At 48.6% G+C, this 16,391-nt stretch carries 16 protein-coding genes; 8 read left to right on the top strand and 8 right to left on the bottom strand.

The window, feature by feature from the left end; translation table 11 throughout:
- Positions 1-8: 8 nt before the first annotated feature.
- Both CUJ83_RS06420 and CUJ83_RS06415 read right to left on the bottom strand, forming a co-directional pair.
- Positions 9-359, bottom strand: a complete 351-nt coding sequence (locus CUJ83_RS06420) for an MPN domain-containing protein (RefSeq protein ID WP_230741463.1) — start codon at positions 357-359, stop codon at positions 9-11.
- A 143-nt stretch (positions 360-502) separates the two neighbouring features.
- Entirely contained in the window at positions 503-934 is a 432-nt protein-coding gene (locus tag CUJ83_RS06415) for a peptidylprolyl isomerase (protein ID WP_230741462.1), read from the bottom strand.
- A 101-nt stretch (positions 935-1,035) separates the two neighbouring features.
- Here CUJ83_RS06415 and CUJ83_RS06410 point away from each other — a divergent pair, with 101 nt between their 5' ends.
- The 3 genes from CUJ83_RS06410 to CUJ83_RS06405 all read left to right on the top strand — a co-directional run bounded on the left by CUJ83_RS06410 (position 1,036) and on the right by CUJ83_RS06405 (position 3,636).
- The gene (locus CUJ83_RS06410; RefSeq protein WP_230741461.1) at positions 1,036-2,586 is read left to right on the top strand and encodes a PrsW family intramembrane metalloprotease; all 1,551 of its coding nucleotides are present in this window, start codon (positions 1,036-1,038) and stop codon (positions 2,584-2,586) included.
- A gap of 173 nt (positions 2,587-2,759) precedes the next feature.
- A complete protein-coding gene (locus tag CUJ83_RS15670) occupies positions 2,760-2,891 on the top strand; it encodes a hypothetical protein (protein WP_255668391.1) in 132 nt (43 codons plus the stop codon).
- A 124-nt stretch (positions 2,892-3,015) separates the two neighbouring features.
- The gene (locus CUJ83_RS06405) at positions 3,016-3,636 is read left to right on the top strand and encodes a DUF5788 family protein (RefSeq protein ID WP_230741460.1); all 621 of its coding nucleotides are present in this window, start codon (positions 3,016-3,018) and stop codon (positions 3,634-3,636) included.
- A 172-nt stretch (positions 3,637-3,808) separates the two neighbouring features.
- Here CUJ83_RS06405 and accC read toward each other — a convergent pair whose 3' ends face one another.
- Together accC and oadA are read right to left on the bottom strand one after the other, a co-directional pair.
- On the bottom strand, positions 3,809-5,962 hold the full coding sequence (gene accC, locus CUJ83_RS15995) for an acetyl-CoA carboxylase biotin carboxylase subunit (RefSeq protein ID WP_230741459.1): 2,154 nt from the start codon (positions 5,960-5,962) through the stop codon (positions 3,809-3,811).
- 16 nt (positions 5,963-5,978) lie between these two features.
- Entirely contained in the window at positions 5,979-7,733 is a 1,755-nt protein-coding gene (oadA, locus tag CUJ83_RS06395; protein WP_230741458.1) for a sodium-extruding oxaloacetate decarboxylase subunit alpha, read from the bottom strand.
- A 380-nt stretch (positions 7,734-8,113) separates the two neighbouring features.
- Here oadA and CUJ83_RS06390 point away from each other — a divergent pair, with 380 nt between their 5' ends.
- Together CUJ83_RS06390 and CUJ83_RS06385 are read left to right on the top strand one after the other, a co-directional pair.
- Complete coding sequence (locus CUJ83_RS06390) at positions 8,114-8,965, top strand: EFR1 family ferrodoxin (protein WP_230741457.1); 852 nt, start codon at positions 8,114-8,116, stop codon at positions 8,963-8,965.
- A gap of 251 nt (positions 8,966-9,216) precedes the next feature.
- Positions 9,217-9,558 (top strand): hypothetical protein, encoded by a 342-nt coding sequence (locus CUJ83_RS06385; protein ID WP_230741456.1) that lies wholly within the window; start codon positions 9,217-9,219, stop codon positions 9,556-9,558.
- A 31-nt stretch (positions 9,559-9,589) separates the two neighbouring features.
- On the opposite strand, the gene CUJ83_RS06380 is transcribed toward CUJ83_RS06385, so the two are convergent.
- Positions 9,590-11,359: a ribosome biogenesis/translation initiation ATPase RLI gene (locus CUJ83_RS06380; protein ID WP_230741455.1), complete on the bottom strand. Its 1,770-nt coding sequence runs from the start codon at positions 11,357-11,359 to the stop codon at positions 9,590-9,592.
- A gap of 98 nt (positions 11,360-11,457) precedes the next feature.
- Positions 11,458-11,787 carry an EMC6-like membrane protein gene (locus CUJ83_RS06375; protein WP_230741454.1) on the bottom strand — a complete coding sequence of 110 codons (330 nt, stop codon included), beginning with the start codon at positions 11,785-11,787 and terminating at the stop codon, positions 11,458-11,460.
- A gap of 355 nt (positions 11,788-12,142) precedes the next feature.
- On the opposite strand from CUJ83_RS06375, the gene npdG reads away from it, so the two are divergent.
- The 3 genes from npdG (at position 12,143) to CUJ83_RS06360 (ending at position 14,518) form a co-directional block, all read left to right on the top strand.
- Positions 12,143-12,799, top strand: coding sequence for an NADPH-dependent F420 reductase (gene npdG / locus CUJ83_RS06370; protein ID WP_369423887.1), 657 nt, complete (start codon positions 12,143-12,145; stop codon positions 12,797-12,799).
- Entirely contained in the window at positions 12,796-13,419 is a 624-nt protein-coding gene (locus tag CUJ83_RS06365; protein WP_230741453.1) for an endonuclease III domain-containing protein, read from the top strand. Before npdG ends, CUJ83_RS06365 begins: the two co-directional genes overlap by 4 nt.
- Before the next feature lie 169 nt (positions 13,420-13,588).
- The gene (locus CUJ83_RS06360; protein WP_230741452.1) at positions 13,589-14,518 is read left to right on the top strand and encodes an Mrp/NBP35 family ATP-binding protein; all 930 of its coding nucleotides are present in this window, start codon (positions 13,589-13,591) and stop codon (positions 14,516-14,518) included.
- 261 nt (positions 14,519-14,779) lie between these two features.
- Here the strand turns inward: CUJ83_RS06360 and CUJ83_RS06355 are convergent, their stop codons facing one another.
- Positions 14,780-14,983, bottom strand: coding sequence for a YgaP family membrane protein (locus CUJ83_RS06355; RefSeq protein ID WP_230741451.1), 204 nt, complete (start codon positions 14,981-14,983; stop codon positions 14,780-14,782).
- Positions 14,984-15,264: 281 nt separating this feature from the next.
- Complete coding sequence (locus tag CUJ83_RS06350) at positions 15,265-16,350, bottom strand: OBG GTPase family GTP-binding protein (protein ID WP_230741450.1); 1,086 nt, start codon at positions 16,348-16,350, stop codon at positions 15,265-15,267.
- Between the last annotated feature and the right edge of the window lie 41 nt (positions 16,351-16,391).

The following is a 16,391-nucleotide window of genomic DNA, read 5'->3' as shown; positions in this document are numbered from 1 at the left end:
TCATAAGGTCATTCAATGCTCATGAAGTCCATGTCCATGGGACTTTTAGGGACGTCCTCGACGATTTCGATCTCCATATCGTCCCCGTTCTCGTCGACAAATTTCCATTCTCCGTCCTTTTCGATCAGGTTGTATCCGGGCTCCAGATCCTGGTCGTTTTTTGTTAAGACCTTACCATACCTGCGTATTCCCGCCGGCAGCATACTCGGCAGCATCCCGGCAGAAGTATCGAACTCCTCCTCCGAAGGGCTTATCATGATGTCCATTATAACGCCTCGCTCCCCGGTCAGTATCAACGGGACCTCCGACTCTTTCGCTGAGACTTTAGCCATTTCATAGGCTTCTCTGGTAATTTTCATAATGATCTTCCTATGGTGATATCTCTTTTAAGCGCTATTATATTATCGTTAGTAATTTATACTAATGTGTAAAAATATATTGTAATTTATCACTTAAGGATTAAATAATTATACAAAAAAGAAAAAAATAGTTTTTGAAGTGATTATTCAGTAACTTCGAAGACCTTTACATTTTTCATGACGTCGCCCTGCTTTATCTTGTTGACGACATCCATGCCTTTCTCGACCTTGCCGAAAACGGTGTGCGCTCCGTCAAGGTGAGGCTGAGGGGAATGTGTGATGAAGAACTGGCTTCCGCCCGTGTCCTTTCCGGCATGGGCCATGGAAAGGGCTCCTGTGCCGTGCTTATGCATGTTAATCTCGCACTTGATCGTGTATCCCGGGCCTCCGGTACCGTTGCCTTTGGGGCATCCGCCCTGTATGACGAAGTTGGGGATCACCCTGTGGAACTTAAGCCCGTTGTAGAACCCCGAGTTCGCCAGCTTTTCAAAGTTGGCCACGGTGTTAGGAGCGGCCTTATCAAAGAGAACGAGTTCTATGTTGCCTTTTTCAGTCTCTATTATCGCCTTCTTCATGTTATCACCAGGAATGAAAAGAAGTCTCATCGTATATATACGATGTGCAGTTACGTGCGGAACAATTTTATGCACTAAAGATAAATGAAAATTAGTATAATATGCAGAGGTATCATTCCCGGATCATTTCCATAGCTATCATGTTGCTGCTCTTTACGGGAGCACTGCCCGCCAGCAGCCTGTCCCAGGCTGACGGCTCCGATGACAGCTTCCTCGATCAGGTATTCACTAACGATTCTTTTTCAAAAAGGACGCTGGTCGTAGAATTGATCTCCAGCGACATCTATGATTTTAACGGTGCGAAGGCGAACAGGAATATTTCCCTGACGGTCACAAACCCGGAAAACTCCTATATGGATGTATATCTGGCGTATTATCGAAACGATAAATGGGTAGTGCTGGGAAAACTGGGCAGCATGGGCCCCGGTGAAATGAAGATTTTTAACTATCCAGTGGAATTCTCATATGCGGGCAGGACCACGGAGACGGACAGGTTCGGCGTCATCGGTAAGGTGAACGGAAAGTACCTGAGCAATGTCGTGTCCGTCGAGGAGAACTGGGTACAATATGAAAAAAGCTTAAAACAGACTCTGTCGGTGTTCGGTGTCATATCCGCGGGGACTCTTTTCGGGATATTGATCATAGTCATGGCCGGCGTATATGTTGTGGCAAGCCAGACAAAACATGAAGAGGTGGCGGGCCCCGGAGAATATACGCTCAAGACGCTTTTCATCCCGATCGCGGGGATGAGACCGCTGTCGGAGAAGATCGCGAATATCATAGTCAACCCGTTCTTCTGGGCGGTAGAGCTTGTCGGCGGCGGCATCCTTGTATTCCTGATACTGGCGTATGCCCTGACTGATATAAGGGCTGACATAGGGATACTTGTGTTCATCGTGGGCGGGATGGCAGCACTGTTCATGCCTATCATATTCCTTGTTATCGGATGGCTTGCCGATTACTATGAGCGCGAGCCTTTCAGGTTCATCATATCGATGTTCATGTGGGGCATCCTTGCAACTGTTATCGCATTCTTCATTAACACCGCGTTCTCGCTCTTCACGGGGATGATGGTGAGCGCAGGGCTGTCAGCCTTCCTGCTGGCGGTCTTCGTGGCGCCGGTCGTCGAGGAGATCGCGAAAGGCACGGGCCTGCTGATCATAGCCGGCCATCACGAGTTCGACGACACCTTCGACGGGATATTATACGGGTTCGCCGTCGGCATGGGATTCGCCGCTGTAGAGAACTGGCTATATTTTGCCTCGAACGCCAGCCCTGTGGCGGTCGGGGGCCTGACGGAGTGGACATACAATATCCTGTATCGCTCTTTCCTCTGCGCGCTCGCCCATGGTTGTTTCACGGCGGCCATAGGCGGTACCATAGGGTACCTGAAGGCGCGGACCAAAACAAGGGGCTACGCTTATATCGGGTTCTTTTTAGGTCTTCCGATCGCTATCATCCTCCATGCCACGTTTAACTTTACAGCATACCTGGACGCCATAATGCAGACAGCATTCGGATTGCCGGTACCGGTGTTCGATCCGATACTGACGATCGGCGCTACCCTGGTCTATGTCCTGGTAGGCATAAAGCTTCAAAAGAGAATAAAGTCGAGACGGAATAATGAAAACCCTCCCGGCCCTGAGGGTTAGCGGTATTATCAACATCTTATTCAAGTGACGCGCCGGCATTTTATTCATCGGTACTAAAAAATGCCATAATATTTGAGCCCGCCCGCGACCACAACCTAAATAAACATTCATCTATACTGAAAATATATAGATAAGGTCATTGAATAGGCCTGTTCAGGTGATATCATTTGACGATGAGCAAGAAGCAAATGGAGAGAAAGCAGAAAGAGGCTAAGGCCAAAGCCGAAGAACTGTCAAAGCTCGCGGCGTCGGGAAGCGACTCTGCTAAAAAGAAGCTAAAAAAACTGGAAAAGAAATTAAAATAGCTCGATAATTTCAAGATATATCTAATGAGAACCCTGTTCTCCTCCTTATTTTTTTATCTTTGTAGTCTACAAAAAAGATTACATATAGTGTTAACCATACATACTTAAGAATCGTTCATACAGGATGGTGACGATGCTACTGGCAGCTTTAAACGAGGAATCTCAGAGGGCGATAAAGGGCACTAATCCGCGCGATGTCCTGAAAGACGTCAAGAAGATGAAAAAGGAGTATGGCAGAAAAAGATACATCCCGAGCCCTCAGGAGATGTATCGCGGCGAGATCACGCCGGAGGGAGAGTTCAGCCAGCCGCCTCCGGGAAAGCGATTTATCACCCCGGACGAGAGAAGGCAGCTTGAGCTTAAGCTGCATCGCCTTCTTGTATGGGTAGGCGTAATGACGCCTGAAGAGTTTGAGATCGACCATAAGAAAATCCCCTTGCATGACATAGTATGGGACCTCCTTGAAAAAGAATGCCTGACCGAGGAGGAAAAAGAGCAGGTCAGAAAATTGATATGGAAGCTGAAAGCTCACGTTAAAGCCGACGAAGAGATACTGCATAATAACAAGCTGACGGTCGAAGAAGCCAGGGAGATATTCAGGGAGGCGGCAGGACTTATGCGCGCCATTCTTGACCTCAAGTCGGTTTTAGGCGAAAAGGACTACTGTACAATAAAGCACACAGCCAACAGGCGCAGGATAGAGGATGCGCAGAGCTGGCTGGGCTTCCTGAAGCAGATACTTTAATAGCTGTTTTATGTCCAAATGGCTGGCATAACAAGCAGTTAAATGCTTGTTACCGTTCTTTTTAAAATATTAAGCAAGCTTTTAAACGGTTTCTTCTTTTAAGGCTTTAAATCTGTGTGTTGAAACATTTGTAAAAAATAATATGTAACGGGGATAATACCCCGTAAAAAACTTAAGCCTTCTTTATGGCCTCTTCCGGACGGTCGTAAACGTCGCCCGTGAAGAACGTCATTAAAGAGCCGTCCTTAGCCTTCATTATGAAAGCGCCGTCATCATTGATGTCGATGGCAGTACCCTCGTAGAGGTTATCCTGGTCCTTGACGATGACTCTGCCTCCGAACGGGTACGTCAGGGATTTGTACTCGCCGAGTATAACGTCGTACTGCTCGTTGACGAAATTCGTGTACTGCCTCTCGAACTCCAGGAGAAGCGCGTCTATGAACTCACGCCTTAAGACGGTCTTACCCAGTTCCTCTTTTATCGACGTGGCAGTCTTCTGTATCTTGGTCGGGAACGATAGCATCTCCACGTTCACGTTGACGCCGAACCCGAGCACGATGTACTTTATCGAGTTAACGTCCATCGCCATATCGGTGAGTATGCCGCTCACTTTCTTGCCATGCAGGAGGACATCGTTAGGCCAGTTGATCTTGGCGTCCAGGCCGTAAAGGTCTCTGATAGTCTTGCATACTGCTGTGGCCGCGGCCAGGCTTATCTTCGAGGCATGCCTTGGCGAGACTTTCGGCCTCAGTATGACGGAGAAGCACACGCCTCCGAACGGCGATATCCATTCCCTGCCTATACGGCCTTTGATGCCTCCGCTCTGGGTCTCGGCGAGCACGATAGTGCCTTCCTCTGCGCCCGAGGCTGCCATCTCTTTCGCGATCTTATTAGTGGATGCAACCTCTTCGAAGTAGTGCATTTTCTGCCCTAACAGCTTTGTCTTCAGGCCTTTCTTTATCTCCTTCGGGATCAGCTTATCCTCGTTAAGGATACGCTTCGGAATGAAATTAGTGCTATATTCGCCTTTCCTGAAGTAGGCGTTGAACAGGATCATCTTATGGAACGGTATGGTCGTCTTTACGCCATCTATCGTGTACTCGTCAAGAGCCCTGCGCATACGGTTGATGGCGCCAGACCTGGTCGGGTCCCACACGATGAGCTTCGCGACCATCGAGTCATAATATGGCGGTATCTCGTATCCCTGGTATGATATGCCGTCCACGCGGACTCCCGGGCCTCCCGGCAGGTTATAGGTCGTTATCTTTCCCGGCGACGGGAAGAAGTTCTCCTGCGGGTCCTCGGCGTTTATACGGCATTCTATGGAGTGTCCGCTGATCTTGATGTCGCTCTGCCTGAACGGAAGCTCCTCTCCCGATGCTATCCTTATCTGCTCCTTTACGAGGTCCACGCCCGTGACCATCTCTGTTACGGGGTGTTCCACCTGGATACGGGTGTTGACCTCCATGAAATAGAAGTTGCCGTATTTGTCGAGAAGGAATTCAAACGTTCCCGCATTCTCGTACTTAACGGCCTTAGCTCCCTGGATCGCAGCGTTACCCATGGTCTCTCTCAACACCTGGGTCATTCTCGGTGACGGGGCCTCTTCCAGGAGTTTCTGGTGGCGGCGCTGTATGGAGCAGTCCCTCTCGCCGAGATGGACTACGTTGCCGTTCTTATCCGCGAGGATCTGGAACTCTATGTGCCTTGGCTCCTCAAGATATTTTTCCAAATAAACGTCAGGATTGCTAAAGAACGCCTCGGCCTCTCTCTTTGCGCTGTTGAACGCGTCAGGCACGTCGTCGTCGGAGAAGACCAGCCTCATGCCCCTGCCTCCTCCTCCGCCGGATGCCTTGATTATGCAAGGGTAACCGAACTGGTTGGCCAGGTCTATTGCCTCGCTCTCGCTCTTTAAGGTGGACGGGGAACCCGGTATGAGCGGAAGTCCCGCCTTCTTCATAGTGCTTCTTGCGACGGTCTTATCTCCCAGCTTTTTTATGACGCTGGCCGAGGGGCCTATGAACTCTATACCAGCCTTTCGCACAGAATCCACGAACTGCGCGTTCTCCGATAAAAACCCATAGCCGGGGTGTACTGCGTCGCAGCCCGAATCCTGCGCCACTTCCAGCAGCTCCTCCACGTTAAGATAGCTGCTCTTTGCCGGAGGCGGGCCTATGCAGTATGCCTCGTCAGCATACTTTACATGGAGCGACTTATCGTCAGCCTCAGAATATACTGAGACAGTGGATATGCCCAGCTCTTTACATGCTCTGATCACCCGGAGCGCGATCTCGCCCCGGTTGGCTATCATTATCTTGTTGAACATCTTCCCTCTCCAGGGTTCACTCTATGACTGCGAGGACCGCATTGGCGTCTACGTTCTTACCCTTCTGCATGTATACCGATTTTACTACGCCTGAGCTGTGAGCCACTATGTCGTTCTCCATCTTCATTGCCTCGAGAACAGCTACAACGTCGCCCTTCTTTACCGAGTCGCCCACCTTGACGTTGACCTTCAGGATAGTGCCCTGCATCGGGCTCGTAACAGCTCCGTCCACGTCCCCGGCCGGCTCTTCCTCTATCTGTGCAGCGGGCGCGGAGGCGGGAATGTCTAACGGCAGCCCTGCTCCTGCCGGGCCTCCTATGGCCTCGATACGCATCTCCATTACCTTCCCGTCAAGCTCCACCAGGAACTTGCGGGCGTTCGCCCCGAGCTTTGACTTTACAGGGGCTGCGGCGGATTTCTGCGGTATTTCTTCAGGCTTTATTTCTCCCTTCAGGAACTTTTCGGCGACCTGCGGGTAAAGCGCATAGGTCACGTAGTCCTCTTCCTTTACTTCCTTAAGGCCGAGCTCGTTGACCTTCTTTATTACCTCTTCCATCTCAGGCGGTAACAGGTCTGCTGGCCTTTCGGTTATGGGCTGCTCTTCCCCGATGATCTTCTTCTGGACCGCGGGGTCTATAGGTGCCGGGCTCCTTCCATAGAACCCTTTTACATAGTCCTTTACTTCTTTCGGGACTACCTTGTAGCGCTCTCCCAGGACTACATTGAGGACTGCCTGGGTGCCCACGATCTGGCTCGTAGGCGTCACAAGGGGCGGATAGCCCAGCTCGCGCCTTACTTCAGGCACCTCTTTTAACACGTCACCATACTTATCCATCTTGTTCTGCTGCTTTAGCTGGGAGACGAGGTTTGACAGCATGCCTCCCGGTATCTGGTATACAAGAACGTTAACGTCGATCCTTTCGGCTATCGGGTCGATGACGCCTGCATACTTCTCCTTTATCTTATAGAAGTACTCGGCTATCTCCGCCAGTAGTTTTAGATCGAGACCCGTGTCGTACGGGGTATTCATGAAAGCGCCGACCACGGACTCAGTGGCAGGCTGTGAAGTTCCGAAGCTGAACGGCGATATGGCCGTGTCGAGTATGTCCACTCCTGCCTGCGCCGCCGCATAATAGCTCATCGGCGCTATCCCGTTGGTGCAGTGGCAGTGAAGGTCGACAGGTATGGCGACCTCTTTCTTCAGCCTGGATACGAGCTCGTAGGATTCCTGCGGCATAATAAGCCCTGCCATATCCTTGACGCATATGGAGTCGCATTCCAGCGCAGCAAGCTCTTTTGCCATCTCTACGAATGTATCGTTAGTGTGGACCGGACTGATAGTATAGCATATAGTACCCTGGACGTGTTTGCCTTCTCTTTTTGCCACCTTTATGGACTTCTCCATGTTCCTGATATCGTTCACCGCGTCGAATACCCTGAAAATGTCTATGCCGTTCTTTGCCGCGAGAGTGACGAACTTCTCGACGACGTCGTCGGAATAGTGCCTGTAGCCCACGAGGTTCTGGCCTCTCAGGAGCATCTGTATCGGAGTGTTCTTAGCAGCTCCCTTTATCATCCTGAGCCTTTCCCACGGGTCCTCGTTCAGGTACCTGATACAGGAGTCAAATGTCGCTCCTCCCCACGCCTCCAGCGAGTAGAATCCCACCTGGTCGAGCTTTTCAACTATAGGGAGCATGTCCTCCGTCCTCATCCTCGTCGCCGCCAGCGACTGATGAGCGTCTCTTAGGATCGTGTCCGTTATTCTTACCATACTATCGTTCCTCTTTATAAGGCGGGACCGTCCAAATCCCGCAAGCTAACTTAATTTCGTCTCAACGTTATAGGTTATAAGATATAAGAGTTTCGTAGCCCTTTACAATCTAGCCGAATAATGCCAATTTAATGCCATATTTTCAAAAATTAACCAATAAATACTTATTGTATGTTCGCAACCCCTTAAATATTCTTACTATCGGTATAAAACGCCCTAAATTTAATTTATTCCATATGAAAAGCATCTTCGAATTTTATAGTATATTGTACATATATGTACATAGCACTGATATGAATTCTTGACGTATTATCCGGCCAATTTTCTGCGTGCAGAGAAAATTTACATAGCTTTATGCATATTAGCTTAGAGGTAACAACATGGTCAAAGCTTGTATCGTTTATTTTTCACAGACAGGTAACACGGAGAACGTGGCCTTCACTATCATGGGCAGGCTGACTTCGGCCGGAATAAATACCATATGCCTGCCGCTTAGCGACGTCGTGGACTTCCCCGAAGCTTTCGAAGGTATAGATATACTGGGGATCGGGTTCCCGACATTTTTCGGATATCCCCCACCCATGGTAATGGACCTTATAGACGACCTTAAGGATATCAAAGGTGAGAGCACTTTCGTATTCACCACCTATGGCGGTACTACCGCGGGCGACAGCCTTTATGATGCTGCCTGTGCACTTAGAAGAAAAGGCTTTGGCATACTCGGAGGGTTAAAGTTAGAAGGGGCTGACAGCTACCCGCAGAGCCTGAGCATTAAAAAGAACGCGGGAAGACCGAACTTCGAAGATCTGGCTATCGCCGAGGAGTTCACCGATAAGATCCTGGATGCCTTTAATTCAGGCAGGAGCATTGACCCTGAAAAGCTCGCAAGCTCCACGAAATACTTTGAAGACCGCAGGGAAGCTGACCGAAAATCCACCGTGGCAGAGATGAGAAAGCATGTCGAGGGCAAGATAAAGTTTAACCCGGAACTATGCCTGTTCTGCGAAAGCTGCAAAAAGTCATGCCCTACAAAAAGCATAACGACCGGAGATAAATTCCCGGAGTTCAGCTGGAGATGCATAGGCGGGATGAGATGCTACCAGTGCGTAAGGGTATGTCCGGGCAAAGCGCTGTCAGTGGATTACCCGGGGCCGATCGAGGAATACAAAAAGTTCATGGAGATCGCTGCGGACAGCGAAGAAGAAAAAAGAAGAGTGTATGTCGTGGCCTGAATATATCTAACTGACGTGTCCTGCCGACCAGTTGTTTCATGATATGAAAATAATACTGGTATCTCATTTTTTATCTCTATGGCTCAAAGGGCTTCTCCAAGCACTCAATGATCTTTTTAATTGTAAAGTTGATCAGTAGAATATAAATAAATCATTTCTACATATATCATTAAGGATCACCGGATAAAAAGTCCCGTTTTGCTTAAAGCCTGAAATCTTATTTATAATCGTAACACGTTCTTTTTATCAATATGATAGAGATCACATCCGCTATTATCATGCAGGCCATACTCATGTTCGTTCTGGCATGGATATTGCTCTTTGCGCTGTACTATTTCACGACGCCGTCATATCTCGAGTACGGGGACAAGAACTCGAGGTATATCTACTGTGCGATATATTCACTAGTCCTTGCGCTGGTGCTCGCCGTAGGTTTTGCCATCCTCCCTGAAATATCGCTGGAGTACGGGCTTGTACAGGCGCTTATAGTGGGCCTTGTAATGGTGTTCATCTTTACTTTTATCCAGGCATATATCATAAGGGAGCTTGCTAAGAGGGGCATGATCAGCATAAGGAGAAAGGCTCGCAAGTAAAGATTAAAAGAAATAAAAAATTTGGGAATACTTACTCTGTCTGAGGCAGATAGTAGTATTCACCGATCTTCTTTTGTTCCCTGTCGAGGTTAGATTCAGGCTTATTGACCCTCGGCCTCCTTGTCTCTTCGTCTCGCCTGAACGTGATATCAAGGCTTGACAGGAAGCGGTTCATTCCTTCTCTCATCTCGAACGGGCCGTGGACTTCTCCGCTTACACCAGGCTCGCCGTCGAAAACGAGCAGCCTGTCAGCGAGCAGGTCTATCATGTATATGTCGTGGTCTATGACCATTACTGTGACATCGTTGTTCTCCGCGAACCGTTTTATGACCTTCGTGGCCAGCGTCCTCTGCTCAACGTCCAGGTGCGCGGAGGGCTCGTCAAGGATGTAAATATCGGCTTCCCTTCCGATACAGGCCGCTATGGCGACACGCTGCAGTTCTCCGCCTGAGAGGTCGTTAACGTTACAGTCCATAAGGCGCTCTATCTGTAGCGGCAGCAATATCTCTGTCCTTACATAGCTGGTATCGAACTTTGGAGAGATGCTTCTCAGGAACATCCTTACGCTCATGTCTATGTCGGTCTTGATATACTGTGGCTTATAGGATATTTTTACTTTAAAGTCGAGTTTTCCGGCATCCGGATCCATCACTCCGGCCAGGAGCTTAGCGAACGTGCTCTTTCCTATACCGTTGGGGCCCACTATGCCCACCACTTCTCTCTTCCTTAGCTGGCCGCCTTTAACGTCAAGCCTGAATTTCTCAAAGGTCTTAGAGAACGAGCCGAAGTCTATTAGCTTTTCGACGTCCTTTTGCTCCTTCGGGGCCTTGACGTCGAACTCTATCGGCTGCGGCCTTATCCTGATATTCTCTTCCGGAAGGTATCCCTTAAGGTACTCGTTGATGCCGACACGCACTCCCTTGGGGTGCGTGATCACACCGTATCCTCCGGGCTCACCGTAGGCGACATGTACCATGTCTGCGAGCAGGTCAAGTATGGCAAGGTCGTGCTCGACGACCATGACGTTCTTTTCCTCGCCCATCTTCTTGATGATCTTGGCGACCTTAATGCGCTGGAAGATGTCAAGGTACGGCGTCACTTCGTCAAAGAAATAGAAACCGGCGTCTCTCATGATGCATGCCGCTATAGCGACACGCTGCAGCTCTCCTCCGGAAAGGTCCGATATCTCGCGGTCCAGTATGTTCGTAAGGTCGAGATCTGCGGCCATGCTGTCCAGCATGCCCCTCTCGTCAGCCCTTTTCAGGAGCTGGGAGACCTTCCCCTTGAAAGCTTTTGGTATGAGGTCTACGTACTGGGGTTTTTGAGATGTCTTTATGGATTTGCCGGACACTCTCTTGAGGTAGTCCTGAAGCTCCGACCCGGAGAAAAACTTATAGACGTCGTCCCACGTGGTAGTCTTGCTGCCCAGGTTGGGCATCATCTGGCCCGATAAGATCTTAACGGCGGTACTCTTACCTACACCGTTCGGACCAAGTATGCCGCTTACCCTTCCCGTAGAAGGTATCGGGAGGCCGTATAGCGCAAATCCGTTATCCCCGTACCGATGTGTAAGCTGGCCTTCCAGCTTGTCAGGTAATCCAATGATCATAATGGCCTTGGCAGGGCATTTCTTAATGCAGATGCCGCATCCTACGCAAAGCTCTTCCGATATGACGGGCTTTCCATCCTCTCCCATCACCACGGTCTCGTCCCCGCTTCTTACCTTGGGACAATATTTTATGCATTCTGTGCCGCAGTTCCTTGGCTTGCAGCGTTCTTTATCAAGTATGGCTATTCTCATTTTCATCCCCGGGAATGCTCCCGGTATCTTTTATCATATGTCTTGAAAGAGTGTGAATACTACATGTTAAAAACGTTCAAAAGATGTAAAAATAGCGTTCAGAAGAACGGTCCGAACGCCGGTGCGGGACCATTCAGTATGATGGTCCAGATCACGAACCAGTATGACAGGGACATGAATCCTACGAAGAACCAGTCCTTAAAACCGAATTCCGAGGACTTTATGCCTATCTGGGGGAATATGAATTTTTGAACGTATATCGCTAATGCAAGTATAAGGAATGAAAAATTCGCGTTGCCGGGGCTTAGAAAATACGGGCTGGAAATTATCCCTGCCAGCGATCCCATCAAAGCCGGCAAAAGTACCATCTTTATGCCTCTCTTATGATGCGCGATCCTCTCTTCCCTCGTCGGGGTATTGATCTCCACTATTAATCCTCCGATGGATAAACGACTTATCTTATTATTAATTCTATCGGTACTGATACTTTTCCCGAGTTCTTATGACATCTGTGAATATATTTTTTCGGAACTTAACATTATGCACATGATTTAAAACCTTTTCTTAAAAAAGAGGTTCACCGGCTTTGTCGGGATGATGTTTTCTTTGTGTTTACCTGCCATCCGAAAGGTATAATGAATAATTCCCAATAACTGCAGAAGAACCAAAAACAATGGTCAGGTCGTCCCCTGTTTACCACAATCAAATTTCGATATTCTTTTATAAAAAGCAGATAATCTACTATACGTTTACGGGCCATTTTTCGCCCGTGTTCGGGGTGATATCATTAAAATAGCTATTTTAGGCGGTACGGGCGATATCGGCGAAGGGCTGGCGCTGCGCCTGGCACAAAAGCATCAGGTCATAATCGGCTCCAGGGACGAGGAAAAATCCCGGGAGGCGGCGAAAAACTATAACGAGCGTCTCGTATCCAGGGGATTGAAAGACGAGATACTGGGCATGTCGAACCAGGATGCGGCTAAGGACGCAGAAGCCGTCATACTCGCGGTAAAATACCAGTATGCCATACAGACTCTACAGAGCGTCATCGATGTGCTGGATAATCAGGTCCTTATCTCTCCCATCGTCCCCATGTCAAAGACGAAGCTGTGCGCATACACTCCTCCGGAGACCGGAAGCGCGTCGAAGCAGATATGCTCGGTGCTGAGCCCTGATATTAAGCTCGTCTCGACTTTCCATACACTGCCGGCCGCGAGGCTCTCGGACCTTGACGATCCGCTGGGCTTTGACGTTATCGTGTGCGCCGACGATGAGGACGCCAAAAAGGTCGTAATGGGACTTGTCGAAGACCTCGGGGATGTAAGGGCGCTGGACGGCGGAGGCATCGAGGAATCAAGGCTGATAGAGGCACTGACTCCGTTACTTGTCAATCTCGCGATAAGAAATAAGTTGAAAAACCTCTCCATAAAGTTCGTATGATAAAAACGATCTACGAGCTGCTCGTCGAAGAGTTCGGAGAGGTACGATGGTGGCCTTCAGACAGTGACTTTGAGATGATCACAGGGGCCATTCTCACCCAGCGCACCCGGTGGGAAAACGTGGAGGCGGCCATCGCAGGGTTAAAGAGAGCGGGACTTATGTCCCCTGAAGCAATGTCCCGGGCTTCTTCAGGCAGTATCGAAGATGCCATAAGGCCTGTAGGTTTTTACAGGCAGAAGGCGAGATATATTAAAGGGATTGCCGGCTATTTTTCCGATCATCCTATGAAAGATGTATTCTCTCTTCCCGAAGGGCCGTTAAGGGCGGAGATGCTAAAGCTGAGGGGTGTGGGAAAAGAGACTGCGGATTGTATACTCCTGTATGCTGCACGGAAGCCAGTGTTCGTGATAGACGCTTATACGAAAAGGATGTTCGGGTGTCTCGGCATGGAAGGAGATTACGACGCTCTTCAGGATGCCTTTGAGGGCAGCATGGAAAAAGATCCTTACGTATATGGGCAGTACCATGGCCTGATAGTCGAGCACGGGAAGAGGTATTGCAACAAAAAACGCTGTGAGGATTGTGTCGTAAAAAGGTACAAAAATATCGCTGGCCATTAAAAGAATAAACTATTTAGATTAAAGCCTTCTATTAATTGTCACTTATGGCGAGCCGGGACGTCCATCGGCTATGAATGGAAAAGTTTTAAAGGTCATTGACACCCGGATCACGTGTCAGTAGCACTAGCAAGGAAATATTAAATTCAAATTCAGATCAGGTCGAATTATCATGTCATCAGCTAACGTTGAGGATAAAAAATCAGATTTAAAAGAGCAGGAAGACCCATGTAAATCCTGTTCCGAGAAGAAGGGATCAAGCAAATGCGACAACTGCCCGTCAGCACAATCGTCCGCCGATAAAGCGGCAAAAAAGGCTGAAAGGGACGAGCGCATCATGAAAAGGCTTGAAAGTATTAAATATAAGATCGCCATCGTTAGCGGAAAGGGCGGCGTCGGAAAAAGCACCATCACGGCCAGCCTTGCGCTTAATTTCTCCATGATGGGATACAGGGTCGGCGTGCTTGACGCCGATGTAAGCGGGCCTAACATCCCTCACCTGCTGGGTGTCGAGGGCCATAAGCTCACAGGCTCGGAACTCGGGATCGAACCGGCGATGTCGCGAAACGGCGTAAAGGCTGTCTCTTCCGAGATGGTGCTTTCTACCAGTGACACTCCGATGCTGTGGAGAGGCCCCATGAGGACGACCATGGTATACCAGTTCATCGCGGACGTTAACTGGGGAAGCCTTGATTTCTTGCTCGTCGACCTGCCTCCCGGCACCGGTGACGAGCCATTAAGCGTCATGCAGATGATACCGCTCGACGGCATAGTCATAGTCAGCACTTCTTCAAACCTGTCGGTGCTGGATGTCAGCAAGATAATAAACATGGCCAGGAACCTCGAAGTGCCCATACTTGGCCTCGTGGAGAACATGTCGTACCTGCAGTGCCCTGACTGCGATAAGCAGATAAGGCTGTTCGGCGAAAATAAGGTCGGCCAGCTTTCAAAACACTATGGAGTGGACTTAATAGGCCAGGTGCCTGTCGACCCGCAGAACAGCGGAGTTGACGAACTGCCGGCAGACGGAAGGTCCCTTATTGTGACTTCAGTGCGCGCGATCGCGGAAAAGATAGTATCGATACTAAAGGAAAAGGCATAACCTTTTCATTGCCATCGGGCTTATCGAGTATAAGCCTGATGTATCACTTTTATCTCTCTAAAAGTGATAATATCATTAATTTTAAGTTATTTTTACAAAAAAGCTATAATTTAATATTATTTTTTAATTAAATTTATTTATTTGTAGGTAAATCGTCTATAACGGGCGGAGGTCATGTGCACCATAAATCCTCCGTGAGGATGTTTTTAGGTGTCACGTGGCAAGATGCCCGGCCTCCGTCCGTTAGACAGTTTTTTCCGTTTATATTTTTTCCACCGGGCAGGTGTTTTTCCCGAGAAGCGCATATAGCACGCACCAGCCTGCGATAGATTCGTATACGCTGAAAAGGCCTGCCAGGATCAAAAGCATTCCCGGCAAGCCCCAGACATAGATGCCCATGGCTACTAGAATGAGTCCCAGGATCAATCTGATCATCCTGTCCGCGGTGCCTATGTTCCTTTTCAACGGTCCCCCTCCCTGGTTTTTCGGAAATAGCTGTTCTATGCCATCTTTTTAATAAAAGATAAATTGTAGTGTTTAAAAATAGAATTTTATATATAAAAATCATTACAAATTAAATCGCAGATATAATGAGTTTTACGCTCTTTGATTTTTAAGGATCAAAGTTTTTTTGATATTTGCATTATCTGACTGCTAATGATGTATAATTGCATGCAATTTATGCGCTAACTTAGAAGGATATCCAGAATATTGCGAATAAAATGTAAAAAAACTGTTTATCAGTATCATTTTTGGATTATTATCGTCAGGACGTCCTGGTCCTCAAGCGAATGGTCTATCCCGACCCTCTGGCCTGCATGCTTTGCGGATTCGCCCCATACCTTGGCATACCTGAACTTTCTCCTGAAGTCCTTGTGAAGGCGGTCGCATACGTCGCCCACAGTGCACCCTCTTCTCATGATAAGGGGCTCTTCCATATCTGCGGACTCTCCCTGCGGCTTAAGGTATACGTTAATAAAACCGAGCTGGTCGTATACCACATCCCTCAGGGTTTCAAGATTCAATTCCCTGTCGGCCGATATCTTTATGGAGTCCTTCGGGAACATCTTGATCTGCTCTTTATCCACAAGGTCGATCTTATTAATGACCATTATAGACGGTATATAGACCCTGTTACCGCGTATGACATCTATCATCTGGTCGATGTTGACGTCTTCCCTTATGTTGATCAGGGCATTATGCATCTTATACTCGCCCATGACGGTCTTTATGGTCTCTTCGTCTATGCTAAGCTCCACTGTCGAAGTGATAGTAATGCCGCCCTTGATCTGCTTCGTTATGGTGACGTCCGGAGGGGTCTGGTTAATGCGAATGCCGGCATCATAAAGCTCTTTCTCAAGGACCTGGATATGCTGATAGTTAAAAACGTCTATGATCATCAGGATAAGGTCACAGCTTCTTATGACGGATATGACCTCACGGCCTCTGCCCTTGCCTGATGCCGCGCCTTTTACCAGTCCGGGCAGGTCAAGTATCTGTATCTTGGCGTCTTTATACTCCATGACGCCGGGGATGACATCAAGGGTGGTGAACTCATAGGCTCCTATCTCTGATTTTGCATCCGTGAGCTTATTGATGAGCGTGGACTTTCCGACTGAAGGGAAACCTACGAGCGTGACTGTGGCGTCTCCGCTCTTCTTGACGCTGTAGCCTCCATCGCCGCCGCCTTTGGACATTGCCTTTTTGATAAGCTCATCCTTAAGGCGCGCCATCTTGGCTTTAAGCCTTCCCAGGTGGTGCATTGTAGCTTTGTTTTTCTGGGTTTTATCTATCTCTTCCTGGATTGTCCTTATCTCTTCCTCTATTGTCATCTGACACCTGTTAAGATATTATAAAAACGGGTTTTTCCATA

Source organism: Methanooceanicella nereidis, assembly GCF_021023085.1.
In the GTDB taxonomy this organism is placed as follows: domain Archaea; phylum Halobacteriota; class Methanocellia; order Methanocellales; family Methanocellaceae; genus Methanooceanicella; species Methanooceanicella nereidis.
Note: the sequence above shows the minus strand (reverse complement) of the source record. Positions and strands in the feature narration are given on the sequence as shown.